Origin of the sequence: Paenibacillus swuensis (genome assembly GCF_001644605.1) — a bacterium.
Taxonomy (GTDB): domain Bacteria; phylum Bacillota; class Bacilli; order Paenibacillales; family DY6; genus Paenibacillus_N; species Paenibacillus_N swuensis.
Genome location: NZ_CP011388.1, coordinates 4319005 through 4341043 on the forward strand (window position 1 = coordinate 4319005; position 22039 = coordinate 4341043).

The window sequence follows — 22039 nt, forward strand, 5'->3', positions numbered from 1 at the left end:
ATCTGATCGGCTTGCCTTCTTTTGTGATTAAAGTTAAATTCTAGGTTCGGCTGCCGTCTTTGGGTTGAAGGACGGAGGGACGTTTATGTTTCGCAGGCACCGGGGAACGCACGATAATATCCAATAATGCTTTCCCGTTAAAGGGCAGCAAAGGCCATAAATAAGGCGTATTCAGAGACTTGGTAAAAGCAAGCAGCAAGAACCAGAACAAGGTGCCCGCGATTAAACCGATTCCATGAAAAAAACCGGTGAGGACGAGCAACGATAAACGAACAATCCTTGTCGCCATTCCGAATTCATAGCTGGGTGTAGCAAATGTGCCCAGAGCGGATATCGAGAGAAACAAAATAATATTCTTCGTTAACAACCCTACATCCACAGCGATTTCTCCGATCATCAACGCCGCTATAAGGCCTAATGCCGTCGCTAGCGCATTCGGTGTATGGATCGCAGCCATCCTTAAAGCATCGATTCCGATCTCTGTAAGCAGCGCTTGTAACAGAAACGGGACCTCGTGCTCCCCTTTAGGCAACAAGAACCGCAGATCGTCCGGTACGTTGGCAGGATTCACCGCTATGAGCAGCCATAGCGGCAATACAAAAACCGAGGCTAACATGGCAGCGAAACGTACCCATCTTAAATAAGCCCCAACGATAGGTTTCTGACGATACTCCTCCGCATGCTGCACGTGATGAAACAAAGTAGTTGGCGTAATCATGACACTCGGGGAAGTATCCGTATAGATGAGCACATGCCCTTCCATCAGATGGATAGCGGCCACATCCGGTCTTTCCGTGTAGCGAACCATCGGGAACGGATTCCAATGCCTTTTGAACAGAAACTCTTCAATCGTCTTGTCCGCCATCGCCAAACCTTCAACCTCAACCGCCTGCAGTTTGCTTCGAATCGTATCCACCAGTTGTTCGTCTGCGACATCTTCCAAATACGCTAAAGCGATATCTGTTTTGGAACGTCTTCCGATTTGCAAATATTCCATCCGAAGGGAACGGTCCCGAAGTCTTCTCCGGGTTAAAGCCGTGTTAAAGATCAGCGTCTCTGTGAATCCATCCCGCGACCCGCGGACCACCCGCTCAATATCAGGTTCATCCGGATTTCTTGCGGGATAAGTTCGGGCATCAATCATAATCGCCGTGTCTGAACCTTCTATTAATAATACAGGCGGTCCTGCCAGCACAGCGGCAATGATCTTTTCTGTATCCTTGACCGTTTCCGTTTCAACATAGGCGATATGCGTGTGCAGCAATTTGCTGACGGCCGACGGATTTAGATCTTTAAATTCCAGCTTGGCCAAATGAATGAATATGACGTTCAGCACGTCGTCCTTCACAAAACCGTCCACAAAAAACAAACCCATCCGAACGCCCGCAAATTCGAGCTCGCGATGGATAACGTCAAAGCTTTTTTTGACCCCTAGCGATTCCTTTAAATATTCCACATTCGTGTTGAAATCCGTAGTAAGCTCCTTTAAATCTCTGGCGCCAGTAATGTCCGATGCTGCGTCCATCTGATGTCTCCCCTAACCGGTTCTTAGATATCACCAGTTTTTCCTATTATAGGGGCAGGTATTCAACCGGACCGTAAATGACAACTTCGGCCGTGTCACCGGTCTCTAAACAAGAATGAGCAGGCAACCGAAGTAAAGCGTTGGCTCCGATAAAACTCCCGATCATACCGGAGGACTGCGCTGCCGGAATATGTATGTGTAAGCGTCCATCCTTCATAATAACGGTACCTCTGAGATACCGGTCCGCAGGCGCGGTTCTCCTTACAAATCCTTCCGAAACCGTAGCTACGGTCACCTGATTCGCATACCGCTCGTGTCCTGCCATATAACGGATCGCCGGGGCTACAAAGAGTTGAAAATTAACAAACCCCGCTGCTACGTTTCCGGAAAGTCCGAACAAAGGCGTTTCTTCATATATAGAGAACCTAAAGGGCGCGCCCGGCCTCATCCGAACCTTGGTGATTCTCTGCTCCGCCTGCAAGACTTCATATACGGCGGGCATGAGGTCGAAATCACCGACAGATACGCCGCCTGTTGTGATGATCGCATCGGTTTCCATTGAGGCTTGTCGTATAACGTTGGCAATCGCGGCTAAATCATCCTGTTCCGCGCTATAGACTCGCGGCACCGCACCCGCTTCTTCTACCAGCGAAACCAGCATGGGCGTATTGGAGTCCCTGATTTGGGCTCCTTCAGGCAACGTATCGGCATGGACCAATTCCGAACCGGTTGCCAGAATGCCGATGACCGGTTTGCGATATACAGAAACGGCCGCAACGCCAAGTGCCGAGAGGACGGCAATCTCCGCGGCTCCGATCCGTTTACCTTTACACAGAATGGGCGCCCCAAGCGACACATCTTCGCCTTCCCAAGAAATATTCTCACCAAACGTAACAGGTCGGGTAACATGTATAGTTGTAGCTACGCCGGTCAATGCTTCAACCGTATGTTCAAACCTGCAAACCGCGTCAGCTCCCTCAGGAAGCTTACCGCCCGTCATTATCCTTGCAGCCTCGCCAGCCGCAAGGACTTTGCGAGGGTCATGACCGGCGGGGATGTGCTCGATGACTTGTAACGCGATCGGGGAATGCGCGGAAGCTCCCGCGGCATCCTCATAACGAATGGCGAAGCCGTCCATCATCGAACGGTCGAAACGAGGCAATGCGCTTGGCGCATATTCGGTCTTCGCAACGATCGACCCCCGTGCCATTTCGCGCTTTACAAGCTGTACCTCGGCACGTGACACTGCTTGCATGATGATCTGCTGCGCTTCTTCCGCTGTCTTAGATTCCAATGTTGTATGGTTCATTAGTGATTGAATCGAAACAGACATTTCTATTCCCCCTTGAAATGGACCGGCTTACCAGCGGTATGAACTCATCGCCAACGATATACATAATTTCTACGCATTCTGCGCGATCTAGGATTTAGGCGATTTAGGCGACCTAAGTGATCTAGGTGATCTAGGTGATCTAGGCGGCCTAGACGACCTAAGTGATTTAGGCGTCCGAGCGCTCCACGCGTTCTACCCGTTCGATCCGAACCGCGCAAAGCTTGAACTCCGGCATCCGGCTGGTCGGGTCCAGCGCATCATTCGTAATTTGGTTAATGGCGAGCTGATCTCCCCAGTGAAAAGGTACGAATACCGTTCGTCTTTGGATGCCCTCTGTGATTTTCACCGCAAATTCCAGCGAGCCTCGCCTTGAGGTGATCCGGATCTTATCCCCGAGCGTCAGTCCGATGCGCTGCGCCACGGCAGGATGAATCTCGGCCACCGGCGCGGGGGCCTTCTTCACCAGCTCCGCTGTGCGGCGCGTCTGGACGCCGCTCAAGTAATGGTTCGCGAGCCTGCCCGTTGTCAGAATCAACGGGTACTCGCTGTCGATCGGTTCCGCCGGACGCTTCGGCGTGATGCCATGCATCACGGCCCGTCCGTCCGCGTGCGCGAACCGATCCAGAAACAGCTGCGGCGTGCCCGCATGCTCGGGGGCGGGACAGGGCCAGAACACGCCCTGTTCCGCCTTCAGGCGGCCATAGCTCAGGCCGCTGTAATCGGCTTTGCCGCCCGCGGTGGCGCGGCACATTTCCTCGAAGACGGCCTCCGGGCCGTCATAGCGGAAATACCGGCCGCGGCCTAGCGCCTCGGACAAATCGCTGATTAAGCGATAGTCCTCGCGGCACTGCCACGGCGGCGCAAGCGCCTGGCCGCGGTGGAACACGCGGCCTTCGAGATTGGTCAGCGTGCCCTCCGCCTCGAGAAACGAGGTGCCGGGCAGCAGCCAATCCGCGTAGCGGGCGGTTTCCGTCTCGAACAAGTCGACAACGACGAGCAGTTCGAGACGCTCCAACGCGCGGCGCACGACCGCGTTGTTGGGGGAAGACACGAGCGGGTTCGAGCCCAGCACGATCATCGCCTTGATCTCGCCCTCCGCCGCCTTCACCAGCATCTCATAAGCCGATACGCCCTTGCCGGGCAGTTCGGCGGGATCGATGCCCCAGACGGCGGCAACATGCTCGCGGTCAGCCGGGTTCTCAATCAGCCGGTAGCCCGGCAATTGATCGGCTTTCTGCCCGTGCTCGCGCCCGCCTTGCCCGTTCGCCTGTCCCGTGACGGCGCCGTAACCGCAGCCCTTGCGACCGATCTTGCCGGTCAGCAGGGCCAGGTTAATGTAGTTCAACGTGTTCTCCACGCCGTTGACCTGCTGCTCCAGCCCGCGCGCCGTCAGCACGATCCCGGTGTCCGCTTTCGCGAAGCCCCGCGCGATTCCGCGCGTGACTTCCTCCAGCACCCCGGTCAACTCGCGCACCCGCGCGGGCGTGAATTCCTTCACGGCTTCGGCCACTTCGTTAAAGCCGTGCGTTCTTTCGTGAACGAACGCCCCGTCATACAGCCGTTCATTCACGATTACGTGGAGCAGCCCGTTGACGAAGACGCTGTCGAAACCGGGCTGTAGCCCGACGTGTATATCCGCGGCTTTCGAGGTCATCGTCGTCCTCGGATCAATGGTGACGATGACGGCGCCCTTCTTCTTCGCTTCCATCAGATAAGGCATCATCGTCGGCTGGCACTCCGCAATGTTCGTGCCGGCAAGAATAATATATTTGGCATGGGGAATTTCGGATAAAGGCATGGTCATCCCCCGGTCAATGCCGAAAGCCTTATTGGAGGCCGCCGCAGCCGAGGACATGCAATAGCGGCCGTTATAGTCAATGTATTTGGTCCCGAGCGCTACCCGGGCGAATTTACCGAGCAAGTAGCACACTTCATTCGTAAGAGAGCCTCCGCCGTACACCGAGACGGCATCTTTCCCGTGTTCAGCCTGAATGCGGCGAATATCCCCCGCTATGCGCGATAGTGATTCCTCCCAGGAAGCCGGTTGCCATGCATCCGAACGGGCGCGTCTGCCCAAAGGCGTTTGGAGTCGATCCGGATGCACCACATGACCCAGTGAATATAATCCTTTCTGGCATAATCGACCGGTTGCCACCGGAAAGGTCTTGCTCGGTTTAATCGTAATTCCTGCTTCGCTGTCATCCGGCACGACGTCCATTCCGCACTGCATACTGCAGAAGCAGCAGTGGGAGGTTCGGGTTTCCACCGCTGTTGTCATCATTTAAGACGCCATTTCTTTAGCTGCAGGAAGACCGATGTAAATCTGTCCATCTTCAATACGAACCGGGTATGTCGTCACACAGCCTGTATCCGGGGCCTGAACCAGCCCAGACATTAAATCGATTTTACGGTCATGCATCGGGCAAAATACGTGTTCCCCGGCAACGATCCCCTCGGCAAGCACGCCGTCTTTATGGGGGCAACGATTCTGAATCGCTCGGATCGTCCCACTGGAAAGTTTGAACAAAGCCACTTCTGTCGCATCGCATCGAATCGTCTTCCCCGTATTGAAAGCCAGGTCCTCATAAGCTACAGCCGCATACCATGCCAATTGCCCCTCTGTACCTGCCGAATGTAAAGTTGTGTTGTTCATGTTCATTCCCCTCTCCTCCCGAATCTCTTTATGATTTAATCTCTACGACTTCATACAAATCTTTACGAATGGTTGCGTTGTTGACCGCTTCTTTCCATGGATCTTTAGTAACGGAAAGGGTCTCATTCATCCGTGCGCACAATCCGGCCCGTTGTTCCGGATCGCTGATTACTTCTTTAATAGTATCTATGCCTAAACGTTTCACCCATTCGGATGTACGCTCTCCATATATGCCCGTTTCACGGTAATACTGCAAGTAAGCTTCTGTGTATTCGATAACCTCCGATTCGGTCTTCACCACCATCATCAAGTCGCCGGCACGTACTTTGACCCCGCCGTTTCCTCCCGCATAGAGCTCCCAACCGCCGTCGATCGCCACAACGCCCAGATCCTTAATGCCGGACTCCGCGCAGTTCCGCGGACAGCCGGATACAGCCATTTTCACTTTGGCCGGCGTGTTCAACCGCTCGAATCGTTTCTCCAACTGGATTCCCATGCCCATGGCATCCGCAGTTCCGAACCGGCAGTAGGTATCACCCACGCAAGTTTTCACTGTCCGCAAGGCCTTCCCATAAGCATAACCGGATGGCATATCCAGGTCTTCCCACATCTGGGTCAGATGTTCTTTCTTCACACCCAGTAAGTCGATCCGTTGTCCTCCGGTAAATTTCACGGTAGGCACTTCAAACTTCTCAGCGACTTCGGCGATTCGTTTAAGCTCCGCAGGAGAAGTTACACCGCCGTAAATGCGGGGAATAACGGAATAGGTGCCGTCCTTCTGGATATTCGCATGCATTCTCTCATTTACAAACCGGGATGTCGGATCATCCGCATACGTAGTAGGGTTTAGCATGGCCAAATAATAATTAAGGGCAGGTCTGCACTTGGAACATCCGCCTTCGTTCTTCCAGGCCAGCACACTCATGACTTCCTTGACGTGGCTGAGACCTTTCTCTTTCATGGCCGCCAAAATTTCTTCGCGGGAATGGTCCGTACAACCGCAAATCGTCTCTTTGCCTGACGTTTTCTCATAAGCATCGCCCAACGTATAACTTAACAGCTCGCTGACCAGAGGCTTACAACCTCCGCAAGAGCGGGAAGCCGTGGTGCAGTTCTTCACTTCTTCCACCGATGTGAGCCCTTGATCCTTAATCGCTGAACAGATCGTCCCTTTGCTGACGCCGTTACAACCGCAGATGATCGCGTCATCGGCCATCTCGGCTACTCCGGAACCCCCTCCGTTGCCTGAGCCGCTGTTATCTCTCAGAATCGCTGTTTTTTCTAAGCCGGAGATGTCATCACCGTTGCGAATCATCTGCATCAATCGGGTGCCGTCGGCTGTATCCCCGAACAATACCGCGCCTACAATTTTGTTGTCCTTGACCACTACCTTCTTGTATATACCGGAGAACTCATCGTGCACACGGATCGCCTTCGTATCTTCAGCGTCCATGAATTGTCCGCCGGAGAATACGTCTACGCCGGAAACTTTCAACTTCGTGTACACGACTGAGCCTTCATAAGGTACGGTTTCCGCACCGGCCAACCGTTTGGCTAACACAGCCCCTTGCTCATACAGCGGAGCCACGAGTCCGTATACCGCGCCGCGATGCTGCGCGCATTCCCCGACCGCATAAACGTTGGGCACGCTTGTTTGCAAGTAGTCGTCAACCACGATCCCGTTAGCCACCTCAAGCCCTGATTCTCGGGCTAAAGCTACATTCGGCCGAATGCCGACCGCCATGACGATTAAATCCGCTTCCGCAACCGTTCCGTCTTTAAATTTAAGGCCTTGGACACGCTCATCGCCGATAATCGATTCCGTTTGTTTTTCCAGCAGGAAGTTCATTCCCTGTGCTTCAAGAGCTTCTTGAAGCATCTTGGAGGCAGTCCGGTCCAGCTGCCGCTCCATAATCGTATCCACGATATGCACAACATCCACCTGCATGCCGAGATTCAGGAAGCCACGGGCCGCCTCCAGCCCCAGCAGACCGCCGCCGATCACGACGGCTTTCTTGTACTGCTGGGAAGCTTCAATCATAATCTCGCAATCCCGAATCGTTCTGTAAGCCATGACTCCTTCTTTATCGGCGCCCGGTAAAGGTAACATGAACGGATTTGAGCCCGTGGCAACAATCAGCTTATCGTACGCGACCGTAAGACCGCTGTCTGTAGTGACGTTTTGACCTGCAGTGTCTACGGATGTTACCGTTTCGTTACTATATAAATGAATACCGTTTGCTTCATACCACTCCATCGGATGAATCACGATATCCTCTACCTTCGAGTCCCCAGCCAATACATAGGAAAGTAAAATCCGATTGTAGTTTGGATGAGGCTCACTGCCAAATACCGTGATATCGTACTTATGCGGAGCCAACTTAATAATATGTTCAATCGTATTCATGCCCGCCATTCCGTTACCGATTAACACTAACTTTTCTCTGGATTCACCCATGTGTTATTCCTCCTCAGGTTAATTAACTAAGCATGATTATTGAAGCTAAGCTTGGATTTGCGGCTCTTCCACCCGAAGCGCAGATACTTTACCGCCTTCGCCGATCCAAGTGCGTTTCCATTCCTTTTGCACAATCAAAATGACGAAGATACACAACAACGCAATCCCGCTCAATATGAGAAAGCCCGGCGTGAACGATCCTGTGGAAAGCTTCAGATTACCGAGAATTTTCGGAAGGAAAAACCCGCCTAGTCCCCCTGCCGCTCCCACAATACCTGTTACAATGCCGATTTCTTGTTGGAATCGTTGAGGAACAAGCTGGAATACCGATCCGTTCCCCATTCCGAGACCCATCATACCGATGAACAACAAGGTCGTTGTAATCCCTATGCTTGGCAATGTGGAGACACCCAGTAACATGAGCGAGATTACACCGTACAGCACCATCAGCATCCGAATGCCTCCGAGACGATCTGCCAGATACCCGCCTACCGGACGGAAGAAGGAACCCGCCAACACACATAATGTTGTAAAGTCGGCAGCTCTGATCGGATCCAGATTGTATTGCGTGTTAAAGAATATGGTTAGGTAATTGGACATGCCCACAAATCCCCCGAAGGTGACGGCATACAGCAGGCAGAACAACCACGAATCTTTTTGTTTCAAAACGTTGCCGTAATCCCTTAATTTCTTCGGAGCCGGCTGATTCGGACTGTCTTTAGCCAACAGGGAGAACACAATGAATGTAATAACAATCGGTATCAGCGCAATGCCGAATACAATGTGCCAATCCCCGTAGTGCTGTGCAATCCGATTAGCGAACAAGGTCGTGATAATCGTTCCGCTGTTCCCTGCCCCGGCAATTCCCATCGCTAAACCTTGATGTTCCGGCGGATACCAGCGACTTGCTAACGGCAAGGCGGCCGCAAAGCTTGCTCCGGCAACACCTAACATTAAAGCCACCATGTATACATTCGATAAACTGTCCGCGAATTGCCATCCGATGACCAGCGGGATTACGGTAAGCCCCAATCCTAACTGTCCTGTCCGCTTAGGCCCGATATAATCCGTTAAATATCCCAAAACCAGCCTTAAGATAGATCCCCCCAAGATCGGCAGGGCAACCAAATTTGCTTTCTGGGCGGCGTCCAAGCCGTATTCTTGCGCAATAATGACAGCCAGCGGTCCAAGTAATACCCATACCATGAAACTAATGTCAAAATACAGAAATGCACTGAATAAAGACCCCTTATGCCCGCTTTGCAAAAAGCTTTTCTTCTCCATCCCCATCGCGCTCCTTTTCATATCTCTCTGATTAATAACAAAAGCCGCCAAACCGAAGAGGAGATGTGGCTCCCACTTGCGGTTAGCGGCTTCATTGCCGTTCTTCTGCGATTACTTCATTGTGACCGCAGAAGGATATGAATACAGAAATAGCCTATCCTCGTCATTAAGGATAGGCGCCGTTGCCTAAAAAATGTAATCCGTGGCACTTCGCTGTGCCGTTCACGTCAGTGTGATAAGGTAATTATATGTCGATGCATTTCAGATGTCAACAAACTTAACGTGAAAAATTCAAATAATTTATTTAATGGAAATTGTCGACAAAGAAATGGCCATATGCTATATTTTGTGATATCAAACCTGACATGTATAATTTTCTCGCAATAAAGTTTATGGGGGTATGAAGATGCTGCAAACGTTTATCCTCATTGATGATTTCTCAGCAGAACGTAAGAAAGCCGTAACCAATACCCAGACGGTCCCTCCAACTTCCGCCGACGTTTCAGGAAGGCATATGCTTCCCGAACCGAAGTTAAAGCATCTTGGATTTCGATTGCATCCGCATAAACACGATTCCCCCGCTGAAGGGAATGTGCATCTGGCAGATGCGGTAATCTTGGCCGTGCTTCCCGAAGAGATCGCTTCTTGGCGCAGCCGTTTGACCGCAATCAAGCCGCTCCCGCTCATATGGTGGTGTGATGAATTTACCTTTCCAGGCAGTAACTGTACGTTAGATATGGAGATTGACGGAATGCTCAGTCCGGGCATGAACGCATCCGAAATTCATTGCACCATGCTTCTTTCCTTTAATAGGCATATTCAACGAAGAGACTGGCACATGGAGCGCGAGCAGCTGCTCTCCCGGCTGGAAGAGCGCAAATGGGTGGAGCAAGCCAAACGGATCTTATGCGAGATCAAGGGAATTACCGAGGCTGACGCTTATGACTTTTTACGTAAACAGGCCATGAATGAACGGAAGAGGATTGTTGACGTATCCACCTCCATTGTTAAAGTTTATCAATTACTTCAGGATCAGAACAAAGGAGGACGAACACGATGATTACTCTGCTTAAGGAAGTTGGACGCGGAAAGCGCGGCGCCCGGGACCTAACCTATGAAGAAGCGAGGAAAGCAGCCCGTCTGATTCTGAGCGGCGAGGCCACTCCCGTGCAGATCGGCGCCTTTCTCGTTGCGGAACGCATTAAGATGGAATCCATTGAAGAGATTCAGGCGTTTGTTCATACCTGCAAAGAACAAAGTCAACGATACCCGATGCCAGGGGGACTGGATTGTTCCGGTCCATATGACGGCCGGACACGCACTTTCATTGCCACGATCCCGACCGCCTTTGTGCTGTCGGCCTGCGGCTTACCTGTAACGCTTCACGGAAGCAAGTCCTTGCCGCCAAAGTGGGGCATTACCCTAAGCGATGTTTTCTCCGCATTAGGGGTACCCGCAGGTGAACTGCCCTCGGAGGCTTTGACTGCCGCGGCGGAACAGACATCCCTTCTCTTCGTACCGGCTGAACGCTGGTGCCCGGCATTGGCCCAAATGAGACCTTACAGGGAACAACTGGGGCTTCGTACCGTTTTCAATTCCGCCGAGAAGCTGTTGCGATATTCCGAAGCGGATTACATGGTTACGGGTGTATTTCACGGAACGGTATTCGAGAAAATGGCGAAACTCGTTGGAGACCTCGGTGTTAAGCGTGGATTGATTGTCCAAGGAATGGAAGGCTCCGAGGATTTAACGGTTGATAAGCGCACTAGAACCTACACTGTAAACGACGGCCATTGCGAGTTATTCGTTATTGATCCCGAAGTGTATGAGCTGCAGACAGAATTACCGGAGGTGCCCGAAGGCTACTGGGACGCACAACAGCAAGCCGCAACTTGCATGAGTGTCCTTCATGGGAACGCGGAACTGGCCTACGTAAACATGGTTCTATTGAACAGCGCCGTTCGCTTATGGATTGCTGAGAAAGCCGAATCCATTGAACAAGGCGTATACATTGCCAAGGGCGCGCTTGAAAGCGGAGATGCTTTAAGACAGTTTGAAGCTTGGCAGCATGGAGTCATGAAATATTCATAGAGATTTATTTTTAGAAATGTAAAGTTTGTGTTAAACTGTCTAGGTACATTTAACGGTTAGACAGGAGAGATTCGTTTTCTATGTTAATTATTGGGATTGCAGGCGGCACCGGATCGGGTAAAACCTCGGTTGCGCGCTCCATTATGGATAAAATGGGAAATAACGACGCCGTTCTTATTTCTCAAGACAGTTACTATCTGGACCATGCTGAACTTACCATGGAAGAACGGGAACAAATCAATTATGACCACCCAAATGCGTTTGACAATGAATTGTTGTTGAAGCATTTATCCGCCTTGCGAAGCGGTCAAAGCGTTGATATTCCGGTATATGACTTTACCGTTCATGCCCGGTCTACGGCGACGGAGCTTGTGGAACCTAAACAGGTAGTTTTGGTTGAGGGTCTTCATGTCCTATCCGACGAAAACCTTCGTTCCGGCTTGGATATCAAGGTATTTGTGGATACGGATGCGGACATCCGAATTCTTCGCAGGGTCGTGCGCGACATTCAAGAACGCGGACGGTCATTGCAATCGGTGGTGGATCAATACATGATGACGGTGAAACCGATGCATGACGCTTTTATTGAGCCCTCCAAGAAACATGCGGATATTATCATCCCGGAAGGGGCCGAGAACCAAATCGGCATATCCATGTTAACCACCCTTACGGATCGATATCGTAAGCATGGCAAGCTTTAATTCATTAGAACAGGCTGTTCTCTCAAGTTGAGTACATCAACTTTGAAGGAACAGCCTTCTTTTTTGGGGACTATCATGATCCGATTCGAATGCGCATCTTCTTTCTTCCCTTGCTTTTGTCCGATTTCAGAGCCCCCTTGTTGGGGTGAATGGCAAACATGGCGATAATAGCCGCAAACAGACATGCTCCTGAAACGGTGTAGAACATGGCATGTTTTGAAACATTAAGCAAAATAGAAACCGCAGGCGGACCGATCGCAACGCCGATAAATCGCATCGAGCTGTAAAGGGATGTAATCGTGCCTCGTTGTTTCTTATCTATTCCCTCTGTAATAAACGCGTCTAAGCTAGGCAGTACCAACCCCATCCCCAGTCCCGAAATACATAACAACGCGATGATCCATGGTACGGAATGGACCAGAAATCCGCAGGCGAATACCGCTCCGGTCAACACGGCGGTACCGATGAAAGTGAGCCATTTCATGAGAATTTTGTTTTGCCCTATTTTTCGGCCTGTAAAGAAAGAAGACACACATAATGCGGCCAAGGGAATCGCAAGTACAACACCTTTAAGCACCCCTTTAATGCCATACACCGCCTCCAACTCATCCGATAAATAAAACAGCGTGCCAAAAATAACAAACATACATATGCCGCCAATGGCGAAGATTGCGTAAAGCCAGCGCCCTTTTTCAGTAAATATGTAGCGAACGGAGGCCAGAAATGACTTTAGCTTCACGGGTTTACCCGGCTCCTTTTCCGGAGACTTCACCAGAAAGAGCACCATCAGGATCGAGATTACACAAAATACGGGAATGAACAGAAAAGGCAAATACCATAAGAACGAGGCAAGAAAGGAACCCAGGATGGGACTCAGGACCTTACCCAAGGTGTTCGATGTCTCCACAATACCTAATCCCTGACTGACATCCTTCTCCCTTTTAAACAAATCTCCGATTAAAGGTAACACAATGGGCGCCGCGCCTGCCGCACCGATTCCTTGAAGCACCCTCCCTGCCAGAATCATCGCATATGGCTCATCGATCCACCAACTGGCCAAACCTGACACAAGCCCGCCTAACCCTGCAGCGATCAAACTTGGAATGATGACAGCCTTACGACCATATCGATCAGATAAATATCCCGCAATCGGAATTAACAAAATAGCCACGGCAGAATACACCGTGATGAGCAGACTTACTTGCAAGGAAGTAATGCCCAGACGGGTACGAATGGCCGGCAGTACCGGAATGAGCATGGAATTGCCCAGAGTCATGATAAGCGGGATCGAGGCGACGGATGCCAGGTCCCATTTTTTGTCCGCTTCCATTGGGGGAGAATCATCCTTTATTGTGTGCCATTTCACTCCGGCGGTCCGGTTGTCAACGTACAGTATGCCTCAAATCAGGAAGATTTATCATTTTTATGGAGTGAAGTCTTTTCAAGCTAGACAAAATACGGTAATATATAGGGGTGGTGTGAAAATAGTTTACATTAAGGGGTAGGTGTACTATCATGTTAGATGCTTTAAAACTTGATGCTTACGAGAAGTTTAACATGCCGCAAGATGCGGACGTCTACTCGTTTCTGGAAATGTATATCGCGAAGCGGATGCAGCAGGTTGCCGATATTGAGAAGGCCGTGGAACGCTACGAAAAGCGCAGAATTAAAGAAGAGCAGGTCTATCAAAGCATGTCAGGTATTCGCAAAATGTTAACAGGTAAGAAACCGGATCATCATCTGGCAGTTGAGCATATCCATTACGTGAAGAAGCCCTTGGAAACCGCACGCCGAATTCGCGGGGAAATTGAAACCGCACGAGCTATGCTGACAGAGCAATAATGTTAAAGTCCCTGGAGTTTAGGGGGCTTTTTTTATGCGTGTGCCACGTTATCCCTTTAACTCAGAGCTCCCTTTCCACTCGGTCCGCAAGCTCCTTTTGGTCCCTTGTCCCACTCAGTTTGTTGGCTTGTTGGTCCTTTGTCCCGTTCACTCAGTTTCTTAATAGTTACCTTTGGCACTTATCCCGTTCACTCAGTGCGCGTCTCCAGTCCGTCCTTATCCCGTTCACTCAGTTTCGACTGCCAATTTTAACACTTATCCCACTCGCTCAGTTCTTTGGTTTACTCAGTTTTTTGTAAAATCGCTTCTGACTCAAGGGGATAGGCACTAAAAGTGGATGGCTATATAGATGGTAATAAACAACAGGCTCCCCTCCCCAATCTCAGCAAATGGGATAAAGTGTACTGACTGAAAGGGATGATACCTAAACGGAGAAACAAGCATACTTGGACAAAAAAAGAGGCAACAGGCAATAACCCGTTGTCCCCTAATCCTAATCATTTCCCGATCATCTTCGACAAATCGATAAAATCGTCTTCTTGGCTGTAAGCCGGCACGCCATGAATACCAACATCCAGGCCGACCAACTCCTCGTCGGCTGTGACACGCACCGGCACGATGGCGGCAATCGCCTTAAGCGCTAACCAGGTCAGACCGAAGCCCCAAGCGCTAACCACCACAAGACCGAGTGCCTGCGCGCCGAGGAGCTGCCATCCCCCGCCATACAACAATCCGGCCGTATCCAACCCGAACTTGGCGGTGAATTCCGGTATGGCGAACAAACCCACGGCAAGCGTGCCTATACTGCCGCTAATGCCATGTACCGCGAAAGCGCCGACAGGGTCGTCGATGCCCCGGCGCTCCAATGCCTCCGTGGCGAACACCATCGCCACGCCGCAGATCGCGCCAATCAGAATCGCCGCTACATCGGACACGTACGCGCATCCCGCGGTAATCCCCACTAGACCCGCCAACGCGCCGTTAATGACCATCGGCGGGTCGGATTTGCGATAGCGCAGCATGGTGAATAATATACATGTCGCACCCCCTGCCGAGGCAGCCAACATCGTTGTTACCGCAATGTGGCCAATCGCTTCATAGAAATTGGCAGCGCTCAAGGTGCTCCCCGAATTGAACCCAAACCAGCCAAACCAAAGAATGAACGCCCCCACAGATGCCAAAGGTAAATTAGAAGGCGGCACAATGTTCGCGGAACCATCCGTGTTAAATTTACCGATCCGCGGTCCTATGACGATGGTTGCCGCCAAAGCGGAGAAACCGCCTAAAGCATGAATAACCGCGGAACCCGCGAAGTCAATCATCCCCAGCTTTCCGAGCCAGCCGCCGATTCCCCATACCCAGTGACCCGCAATCGGATAAATGAGTCCGGTCATTGCGATTGTATACAGAATATAAGCCTTAAAGTTAATTCGTTCAGCCACCGCGCCTGACACTATGGATATGACAGCAATGACAAACGCGCATTGAAACAACCAATAGGTTTCATGCGAAATCATATATTGAATATGACTCAGGTCACCATTCAGCAGAAAACCGCTTGTTCCGATCAGACCTCCGGCATCCTTGCCGTACATGAAAGCAAATCCAAAAGCGAAGAAAATTAAAGCTCCAAACGTAATATCCACAAACACTTTCATTATGATGCTTACCGCATTCTTCTGCCTGACGAAACCAGCCTCCAGCAACGCGAATCCGCCCTCCATGAGCAAGATCATGGCCGCTGTCAATACGACCCAGACCGTATCCAGGCCGCCGGCAAGTTGTTCGATGGTCATTGTTCTCCATCCCCCATGTGAATAAAGTTGACTTGTCTTTAGCCACCTCATTATAAATATACAATGAGAAAGATGTCAACGAGGAATGTTAGGATTAATGACGTCGAGTTTCTGAAAAAGCGAACATTTCACTTAAATATCAGCTGCTAAAATCGCTTTTCCACGCGGCAAATCTCCATAAGCATCAGGTTCCAGTGTAATCGCGATTTGATCATAATCAGGCACAGCCGGTTCCAGAGTAAAGAAGATAGCCCCACTGCCCTTCCGGGATTGGAATGTACCTGCATTCACTACTTTATCTCCTTTAATGAGCCAAACCTGGAACGCCTCTTCCGTTTGCAACTCCGGTAAATTCTCGGCCGATACAATCAAATGTGTACCCTTGGAATTAATCATGATCGTTGCTAACCCTTTGGCAACCAAGCCTTCCGCAGCGGGATTCAACGTTACAACTTCATTCGTTTTGGCCCCTTGAATAGGCGAATTTAGTCCGTCCGCGATGGGCTGAAGCCGGTTGATTTCATTAGAAAATTTAATGTTATAGAAGCAGGAAATTGCCACCGCCGCCACCAATCCGATATTCGCTACACTTTTCCAATCATAACGTTTTGGTCGGGATGGACTGACATTTTCTTTCAGAACCTGCACCTTCTCAACCACAGCCTGCTGTTCCCTAGTAAGAGAAGCAGGAGATGCCGGTTTAATCACCGTTTCAGGTGGCGCTGGCTCTGTTCCTTTTGTCTGTTCCGTGTCACCTGCAGTAAAGGATTCTCCAAGCACATTGCTCATGATCCTTGCGCGCATGCCGGAGGGCACTTCCACTTCTGGAGCAGCGTAAGGCAAGAGATCTACAATACTCTGCAATTCCTGTAATCCATTCTTGCATTCATTGCAGGTTGATAGATGTTTCAAAAAAGCAGCTTTATCGCTTTCATCCAACCCATCAATCACATACAACTCCAAATCGTCACAAGGCTTCTTATCCTGCTCTCTCATTTCCATGCCTCCTCCTTTCCACCGCTGGTAAGAATCTGTTTCAGTTGCTTAATCGCCAACCGCACCCTGCTCTTGACGGTCCCCAGTGGAATTTCCTGTTGACTGGAAACCTCCTGCTGCGTGTAGCCCCCAAAGTAAATCATTTCAATCACCTGCTGTTGGTCTTTGTTGAGAGACTGCAGCGCCGCCCGCACCTCTTCGCCTATCAATTTATTCTCGATTTCCGCTTCCGTGTTCGTATTGCGGTCGGCGTATTGTTGTAATTTCTCCGGTTCAGTCATCTGTTTAACGGTACGGTTTTCTTTCTTACGTAGTCCGTCAATGGCAATATTACGGGTTAAAGTAAACATCCATGTCGTCCATTTGCCTTGGGCAGGATCATAATGCTCAGCTGCGTTCCAGATACGGAAAAACAATTCTTGTACGATCTCCTCCGCCTGCATCGCGTCTTTCACCATACGATAAGCAAAAGCGTATACCGGCTTCTCATAGCGATCATACAGCTGCTGCAGCGCTTCCGCGTCTTTCGCGGCAATCCGCTCCAGAAGGTCCGTATCGGCTAATCTATCAATCATTCTGGGATACCCCTTTCTGACAAGTATCCTCCCATTATATACTTCGCAGAAAGATCTTTGTTGGATGACTTTTATGGAATTATATATTTTTCATGAAAAGTGATCCAACATCCATTATTTTCCGTACTTCCAAAAGAGGGTAGAAAATCACTTCCTAAGATTAGTCTGATTTAAGGAGTAAACGATGAGAGAACCTTTTCCGGAACAACCAGAAATCAAGCTTCCCCCTATAGCCACGAACTCAACCACCAACAGGCGCAGCAGTAAACGAGCTTCCTCCCATCTAGGAATTCGTCATCACCATGTCCGTATCAATGCCAGACAATATTCACGTCTCCTCGGCGCAAATTCCAAACGAATTCGGTGTGAAAAATAAAACACAAAAAGCAGCCGCCCCGTAAGGGAACAGGCTGCTTTGTATTTGGACCTTAAATCATGGTGTTACATCGAATTCAGTTTGCTTTGCAGCTGCTCTTTAGAGAAAGGCTCGCCAATAAATACAGCTACGTCCCCAATCTCACCCTGCGGGTTGATCTTCGTGAACTCCGCTTGTCTGTATGCGAATTGAAACAAGTAACGGCTCGCCGTGTCCGAGAAAGTTACGATACCTTTGGCTCGATGAATTTCCGGAGGCAGTGCTTGCAGAAATGCTTCGAACGCATAGCTGTCAACAGGTCCCGTTAATGGATGGGTGTAGACCAACATGTGATGATGGCCGTGAACAGATCCGTCTGATTCCCTGGAATCTTCAGTTGCCTCCTTATTCTGTAATACGGTGTTGCCGATCAATAAAGCCGGATCAATCTGACAACGAATCGCAGGAATGATGGGCGCCCGCTTGTTCCAGTCCTCAAGCGCTTCTCTCACTCTTTCAACATCCTCTAAGTTTACCAGATCTGTCTTATTTAATATCAATAGGGAGGCGCAACGAATCTGATCTTGCATAAGGCGGAAAGTCGGCCCTTTACCTTTAGCCAATAGTTCAGATAGATGATAGGCGTCAACCACGGTAATGACACCCTTCAGCTCAATAGGCTTATACAGCGATAACTCAGCCAACTCATCCAGTACTTCCATCGGATTCGCCACACCTGTGGATTCAACCAAGACGACGTCAGGTTCATGCTCCTCCATTAATTCATGCAGCTGATAACCAAAGTCTCCCCGAACTGTACAACAAATACAACCGCTCAACAGTTCCTTCATGGGAACATCCTGTCCAACGACCACACCGTCCAAATTCACTTCGCCTAACTCATTCATAAGTACTGCTGCCTTGATGCCTTGGGTGTTCCAATATTCCATCATACCGGTCAATAATGTCGTTTTCCCGCTGCCCAAAAAACCGGACAACAAATATATAGATGTCATTTTACTCATGTTAGCCTCCGAATCACTGTTCATTAGTGTTGTTGTCCCTATTATAACGAATCACTTAAAGGTTCGCCAATACTAATAGTAATATTTACGAATAACAAGAATAGATTAGGATTAGGTTATGCAGATGAGGAAAATTCACAGAGATGTGCTATTCAATCTCAATCTAGCATATTATTCTATGAAACTATCACTCTACTCATGGAGGAGGAGCTGAGCTTGATGAATCCAGATCTGCAAAATTTTAAAACCATTTTTTTAAGCATCATTTTGGAAGCTTTTCCTTTTATTTTGTTAGGCGTAATGGTATCCGCATTGCTTCAAATGTTTGTATCCGAAGAAACCATCAGACGTCTTATGCCGCGGAATTATATATTAGGGATTGTGGTTGCCTGTCTATTAGGGATCATTGCCCCTTTGTGCGAATGCGGAATGATTCCGGTGGTTCGGCAATTGATCCGTAAGGGAATGCCGGTTTATGCCGGCGTCACCTATATTCTTGCCGCGCCGATTATCAATCCGGTGGTTTTCGCCTCGACGTCCATGGCTTTTCGCGCGGAGCCGGATTTAGTGTTCGCTCGAATGGGACTGGCCTTTGTCGCTTCCGCGGTTATTGGACTCATTTTATACAAAACAGTGCGAGGCAATCCGTTGCGGGCTGCACCATCCGGCAATGCAGGTGTGCAACATCTGCATACTGATGTCCATGATCCTCACCATCATCATGAGCATGATGGTAAACATCATCACCATGACCACCATCACCATGTTCATCATCACCATCACAACCATCAGAAACTCGCAGGACGCGTTTCCGCTCTGTTGGCGCACGCTTCCGGTGAATTTTTTGATATGGGCAAATATCTGATGTTCGGCGCGCTGTTAACCGCCCTGATTCAGACCCTTTTGAGCCGTGAATTGCTGACAAGCTGGGGAAGTGATGTCATGGGCGGGCACCTGTTCATGATGGGATTTGCTTACATTTTGTCCATATGCTCGACATCGGATGCCTTTGTTGCCTCGTCCTTCGGTTCATTATTCACCAAAGGTCCATTACTTACATTTCTGGTATTCGGACCGATGCTTGATTTGAAAACTACGCTGATGTTGCTGTCCACGTTCCGAGTGAAATTTGTTATGGGCCTGATGGCTCTAATCATTGTCGTTGTGGGGGTTGGGTCACTGATCACTGAATTGATCCTCTGGAAATAAAGAAAGGAGTGTTGTCATGCGTCACAGCCATTCGAATTCCATGCTAATCCATTACGGACTGCGGGCTTCCATTCTGCTCGGCTTTGCGTTACTCATCGTATTCCTGACCCGAAGCGGAGATCTCATCCTGTACATAGCACCGCGCATGCAGCTTTATGTGAAGCTATCAGCGATTGCATTTTTCGTGGCCGCCGTATATCAAGTGTATTTAATACTGGAGAACTCATCCGCACATTCAGATGACTGCCATTGTGAACACCCGCCTTCCCCTTCCCTGTTGAAAAATGGGATCACCTACACCCTGTTTCTGCTGCCGTTACTGCTAGGGTACCTTCTGCCGGATGAAGCGATGAACAGCGCCATGGTGAATAAGAAAGGAATTAATTTGAGCTCCGCGCCAACCACAAATCCGCCCGGAGAAGGAATTCGGATCGCCGAAACAGGGCTTTTCCCGGCTGAGGACCCGTTCACCCAAATCTATGCGGACTATGCCAAGACCATTTATAAACATAACGTCATCGAAGTGAAAGACGAGTTGTATATTGAAACGTTAACCACATTGGACATGTTCAGAAAGCCTTTTTTGGGCAAAACCATTTCAATTACCGGATTCATTTACCGTGCGGAAGGCATGAAAGCGAATGAATTCGCCGTAAGCCGTTTCAGTGTGGAATGTTGTTCCGCGGATGCGGCTCCTTACGGGATGTTGGCTGATTTCCCGAAAGCCTCGGTTCTCAAAGATAACGAATGGGTGCAGGTTGAAGGTAAGCTGTCGGAGTCGAAGCTTGGCGAGGAGCGCATTTTGAAAATCAATGTAACGAACATCCGCCGAATCACGGCGCCAGCCTCACCTTATGTCTATTACAATTATAACTTTGGTTCGGAATAATAAGGTTTCGGTAACGTTAATCTTTCTGTTCTTGCTGATCGGTACCATCCCGCAAAGAATAGGATGAGAAGCAATGCCTCAATCACGTCGCCGCCATAATACATCAGCATGGCACCCGATTCCGCCTCTGCCCAGGGCACACCCTCCGGTGGATGCGCGTAAATATATTTGGACAATATCCCGTGTCCCGCCCAAGCTAATCCAAACACGATCGTGCGTGTGATGAAACTCGTTCGATGGAGCATAGATTCCGCGCGGAGAATGGAAACCGTGAAAAGGTAGCCGGCCAAGAAGACATGAAGATGCACCAGTACGTGGGCATAGAAATGATGTTGCATGAAGCTGTAAAGCTCGGTAGTATACAGCAGCCACAATCCTCCGATATTGAGAATGGCGGTAAAGACGGGATGACACAGCACTCTCGGAAGTTTCAGGGACAACCACCCGGTAAGACGGCGGGCATGCCGCACAGGTAACGAACGTAGAAGCAACGTTAACGGTAATGACATGGCAATAAAAATCGGAGCCAACATACCCAGAAACAAATGTCCGAACATATGTGTATTAAAGTCCGTAGAAGTGTGATTAAACAAAGCAACAGCTATACATATCATGCCCGCCAACCAACACAGGGAACGATATAACGGCCAAGTTCGGCGGTAACGTTGTTTGGATAATGTGACAGCAACCAGATAAGAAATTATAACTGTGCCTAGCACAAACCCGATCCAAATAACACTGACATGACTGCCTGCGTGGTGGGTATGAATCATTACGGGATCCATTACGGATGCACCTTCAGTTCTGTGTTGGCCGTATCTTTTCTCTTGCGAACCATTAGCGCCAAGCCAACTCCAATCATTAGAAGAGCAAGCAGGTTCCACGTGAGGTCGTACGGTACAATGTTCACGTTATATCGAATTTGATGCAGCTTCATCAGCTTATGCTGAATCGTTCCGTCGTATAATTGGAAAACCCCGGCCCCGAGTAATACTCCACCGAACCATTTGGCAGGCATCCAAGCTTGTTTTCGGCGTAGATCCGCATACATGAAGGAAGCGCCGATCGTTGCGAACCAGCTTAAGGCGTGAAACAGCCCATCTGACACCAAACCCGCGTCTGTTGTGGATTTATCATAGAAATGATGCCAATGCAATAGCTGATGAAACACGGTCTCATCGATGAAAGCAACAAAACCTACGCCGAACAGTATGCCGGACCAGCGATTTCGAGCGGCGGAAGAGGTTGAAGGTTTGAGCCTTTGTTGAGAAACCTGGGAAGCCATTAGACATAATCTCCTTTCTGGG

General features: G+C 49.7%; 19 protein-coding genes. 6 read left to right on the forward strand and 13 right to left on the reverse strand.

From position 1 onward, the window contains the following. Positions 1-40: 40 nt before the first annotated feature. The 6 genes from SY83_RS19480 to SY83_RS19505 all read right to left on the reverse strand — a co-directional run bounded on the left by SY83_RS19480 (position 41) and on the right by SY83_RS19505 (position 9253). Positions 41-1525 (reverse strand): spore germination protein, encoded by a 1485-nt coding sequence (locus SY83_RS19480; protein WP_082882633.1) that lies wholly within the window; start codon positions 1523-1525, stop codon positions 41-43. 46 nt (positions 1526-1571) lie between these two features. After that, on the reverse strand, positions 1572-2858 hold the full coding sequence (locus SY83_RS19485; protein WP_082882634.1) for a molybdopterin molybdotransferase MoeA: 1287 nt from the start codon (positions 2856-2858) through the stop codon (positions 1572-1574). A 166-nt stretch (positions 2859-3024) separates the two neighbouring features. Further along, positions 3025-5139, reverse strand: a complete 2115-nt coding sequence (locus tag SY83_RS19490) for a molybdopterin oxidoreductase family protein (RefSeq protein ID WP_068609569.1) — start codon at positions 5137-5139, stop codon at positions 3025-3027. Beyond that, a complete protein-coding gene (gene nirD / locus SY83_RS19495; protein WP_082882790.1) occupies positions 5140-5511 on the reverse strand; it encodes a nitrite reductase small subunit NirD in 372 nt (123 codons plus the stop codon). Between the two features lie 28 nt (positions 5512-5539). After that, on the reverse strand, positions 5540-7969 hold the full coding sequence (gene nirB / locus SY83_RS19500; RefSeq protein WP_068609571.1) for a nitrite reductase large subunit NirB: 2430 nt from the start codon (positions 7967-7969) through the stop codon (positions 5540-5542). A gap of 45 nt (positions 7970-8014) precedes the next feature. After that, complete coding sequence (locus SY83_RS19505) at positions 8015-9253, reverse strand: nitrate/nitrite transporter (protein ID WP_068609573.1); 1239 nt, start codon at positions 9251-9253, stop codon at positions 8015-8017. A 406-nt stretch (positions 9254-9659) separates the two neighbouring features. On the opposite strand from SY83_RS19505, the gene SY83_RS19510 reads away from it, so the two are divergent. From SY83_RS19510 to udk, 3 genes are all read left to right on the forward strand, one after another. Next, positions 9660-10313: an ANTAR domain-containing response regulator gene (locus tag SY83_RS19510; RefSeq protein ID WP_068609575.1), complete on the forward strand. Its 654-nt coding sequence runs from the start codon at positions 9660-9662 to the stop codon at positions 10311-10313. Beyond that, a complete protein-coding gene (locus SY83_RS19515; RefSeq protein ID WP_068609578.1) occupies positions 10310-11344 on the forward strand; it encodes an anthranilate phosphoribosyltransferase in 1035 nt (344 codons plus the stop codon). The genes SY83_RS19510 and SY83_RS19515 overlap by 4 nt, the downstream gene beginning before the upstream one ends. 80 nt (positions 11345-11424) lie before the next feature. Then, the gene (gene udk / locus SY83_RS19520; protein ID WP_068609580.1) at positions 11425-12045 is read left to right on the forward strand and encodes a uridine kinase; all 621 of its coding nucleotides are present in this window, start codon (positions 11425-11427) and stop codon (positions 12043-12045) included. A 73-nt stretch (positions 12046-12118) separates the two neighbouring features. Here the strand turns inward: udk and SY83_RS19525 are convergent, their stop codons facing one another. After that, positions 12119-13375: a bacillibactin exporter BcbE gene (locus tag SY83_RS19525; RefSeq protein ID WP_068609582.1), complete on the reverse strand. Its 1257-nt coding sequence runs from the start codon at positions 13373-13375 to the stop codon at positions 12119-12121. Positions 13376-13560: 185 nt separating this feature from the next. On the opposite strand from SY83_RS19525, the gene SY83_RS19530 reads away from it, so the two are divergent. Further along, positions 13561-13887: a hypothetical protein gene (locus tag SY83_RS19530; protein WP_068609584.1), complete on the forward strand. Its 327-nt coding sequence runs from the start codon at positions 13561-13563 to the stop codon at positions 13885-13887. A gap of 497 nt (positions 13888-14384) precedes the next feature. Here the strand turns inward: SY83_RS19530 and SY83_RS19535 are convergent, their stop codons facing one another. The 4 genes from SY83_RS19535 to SY83_RS19550 all read right to left on the reverse strand — a co-directional run bounded on the left by SY83_RS19535 (position 14385) and on the right by SY83_RS19550 (position 18634). Then, positions 14385-15683, reverse strand: a complete 1299-nt coding sequence (locus SY83_RS19535) for an ammonium transporter (RefSeq protein ID WP_068609586.1) — start codon at positions 15681-15683, stop codon at positions 14385-14387. Positions 15684-15815: 132 nt separating this feature from the next. Further along, on the reverse strand, positions 15816-16679 hold the full coding sequence (locus SY83_RS19540; RefSeq protein WP_068609589.1) for an anti-sigma factor: 864 nt from the start codon (positions 16677-16679) through the stop codon (positions 15816-15818). Next, positions 16676-17254, reverse strand: coding sequence for an RNA polymerase sigma factor (locus SY83_RS19545; RefSeq protein ID WP_068609590.1), 579 nt, complete (start codon positions 17252-17254; stop codon positions 16676-16678). The genes SY83_RS19540 and SY83_RS19545 overlap by 4 nt, the downstream gene beginning before the upstream one ends. Before the next feature lie 441 nt (positions 17255-17695). Continuing rightward, a complete protein-coding gene (locus SY83_RS19550) occupies positions 17696-18634 on the reverse strand; it encodes a CobW family GTP-binding protein (RefSeq protein WP_068609592.1) in 939 nt (312 codons plus the stop codon). A gap of 219 nt (positions 18635-18853) precedes the next feature. Between SY83_RS19550 and SY83_RS19555 the strand changes: the two genes are divergently transcribed. Further along, positions 18854-19843, forward strand: coding sequence for a permease (locus SY83_RS19555; RefSeq protein WP_068609595.1), 990 nt, complete (start codon positions 18854-18856; stop codon positions 19841-19843). Between the two features lie 16 nt (positions 19844-19859). Then, complete coding sequence (locus tag SY83_RS19560; protein ID WP_068609597.1) at positions 19860-20732, forward strand: TIGR03943 family putative permease subunit; 873 nt, start codon at positions 19860-19862, stop codon at positions 20730-20732. Here SY83_RS19560 and SY83_RS19565 read toward each other — a convergent pair. Together SY83_RS19565 and SY83_RS19570 are read right to left on the reverse strand one after the other, a co-directional pair. Next, a complete protein-coding gene (locus SY83_RS19565; RefSeq protein WP_068609598.1) occupies positions 20711-21517 on the reverse strand; it encodes a cytochrome c oxidase assembly protein in 807 nt (268 codons plus the stop codon). The genes SY83_RS19560 and SY83_RS19565 overlap by 22 nt on opposite strands. Then, positions 21517-22017 (reverse strand): DUF2243 domain-containing protein, encoded by a 501-nt coding sequence (locus tag SY83_RS19570; RefSeq protein WP_068609600.1) that lies wholly within the window; start codon positions 22015-22017, stop codon positions 21517-21519. Before SY83_RS19570 ends, SY83_RS19565 begins: the two co-directional genes overlap by 1 nt. Positions 22018-22039 lie beyond the last annotated feature (22 nt).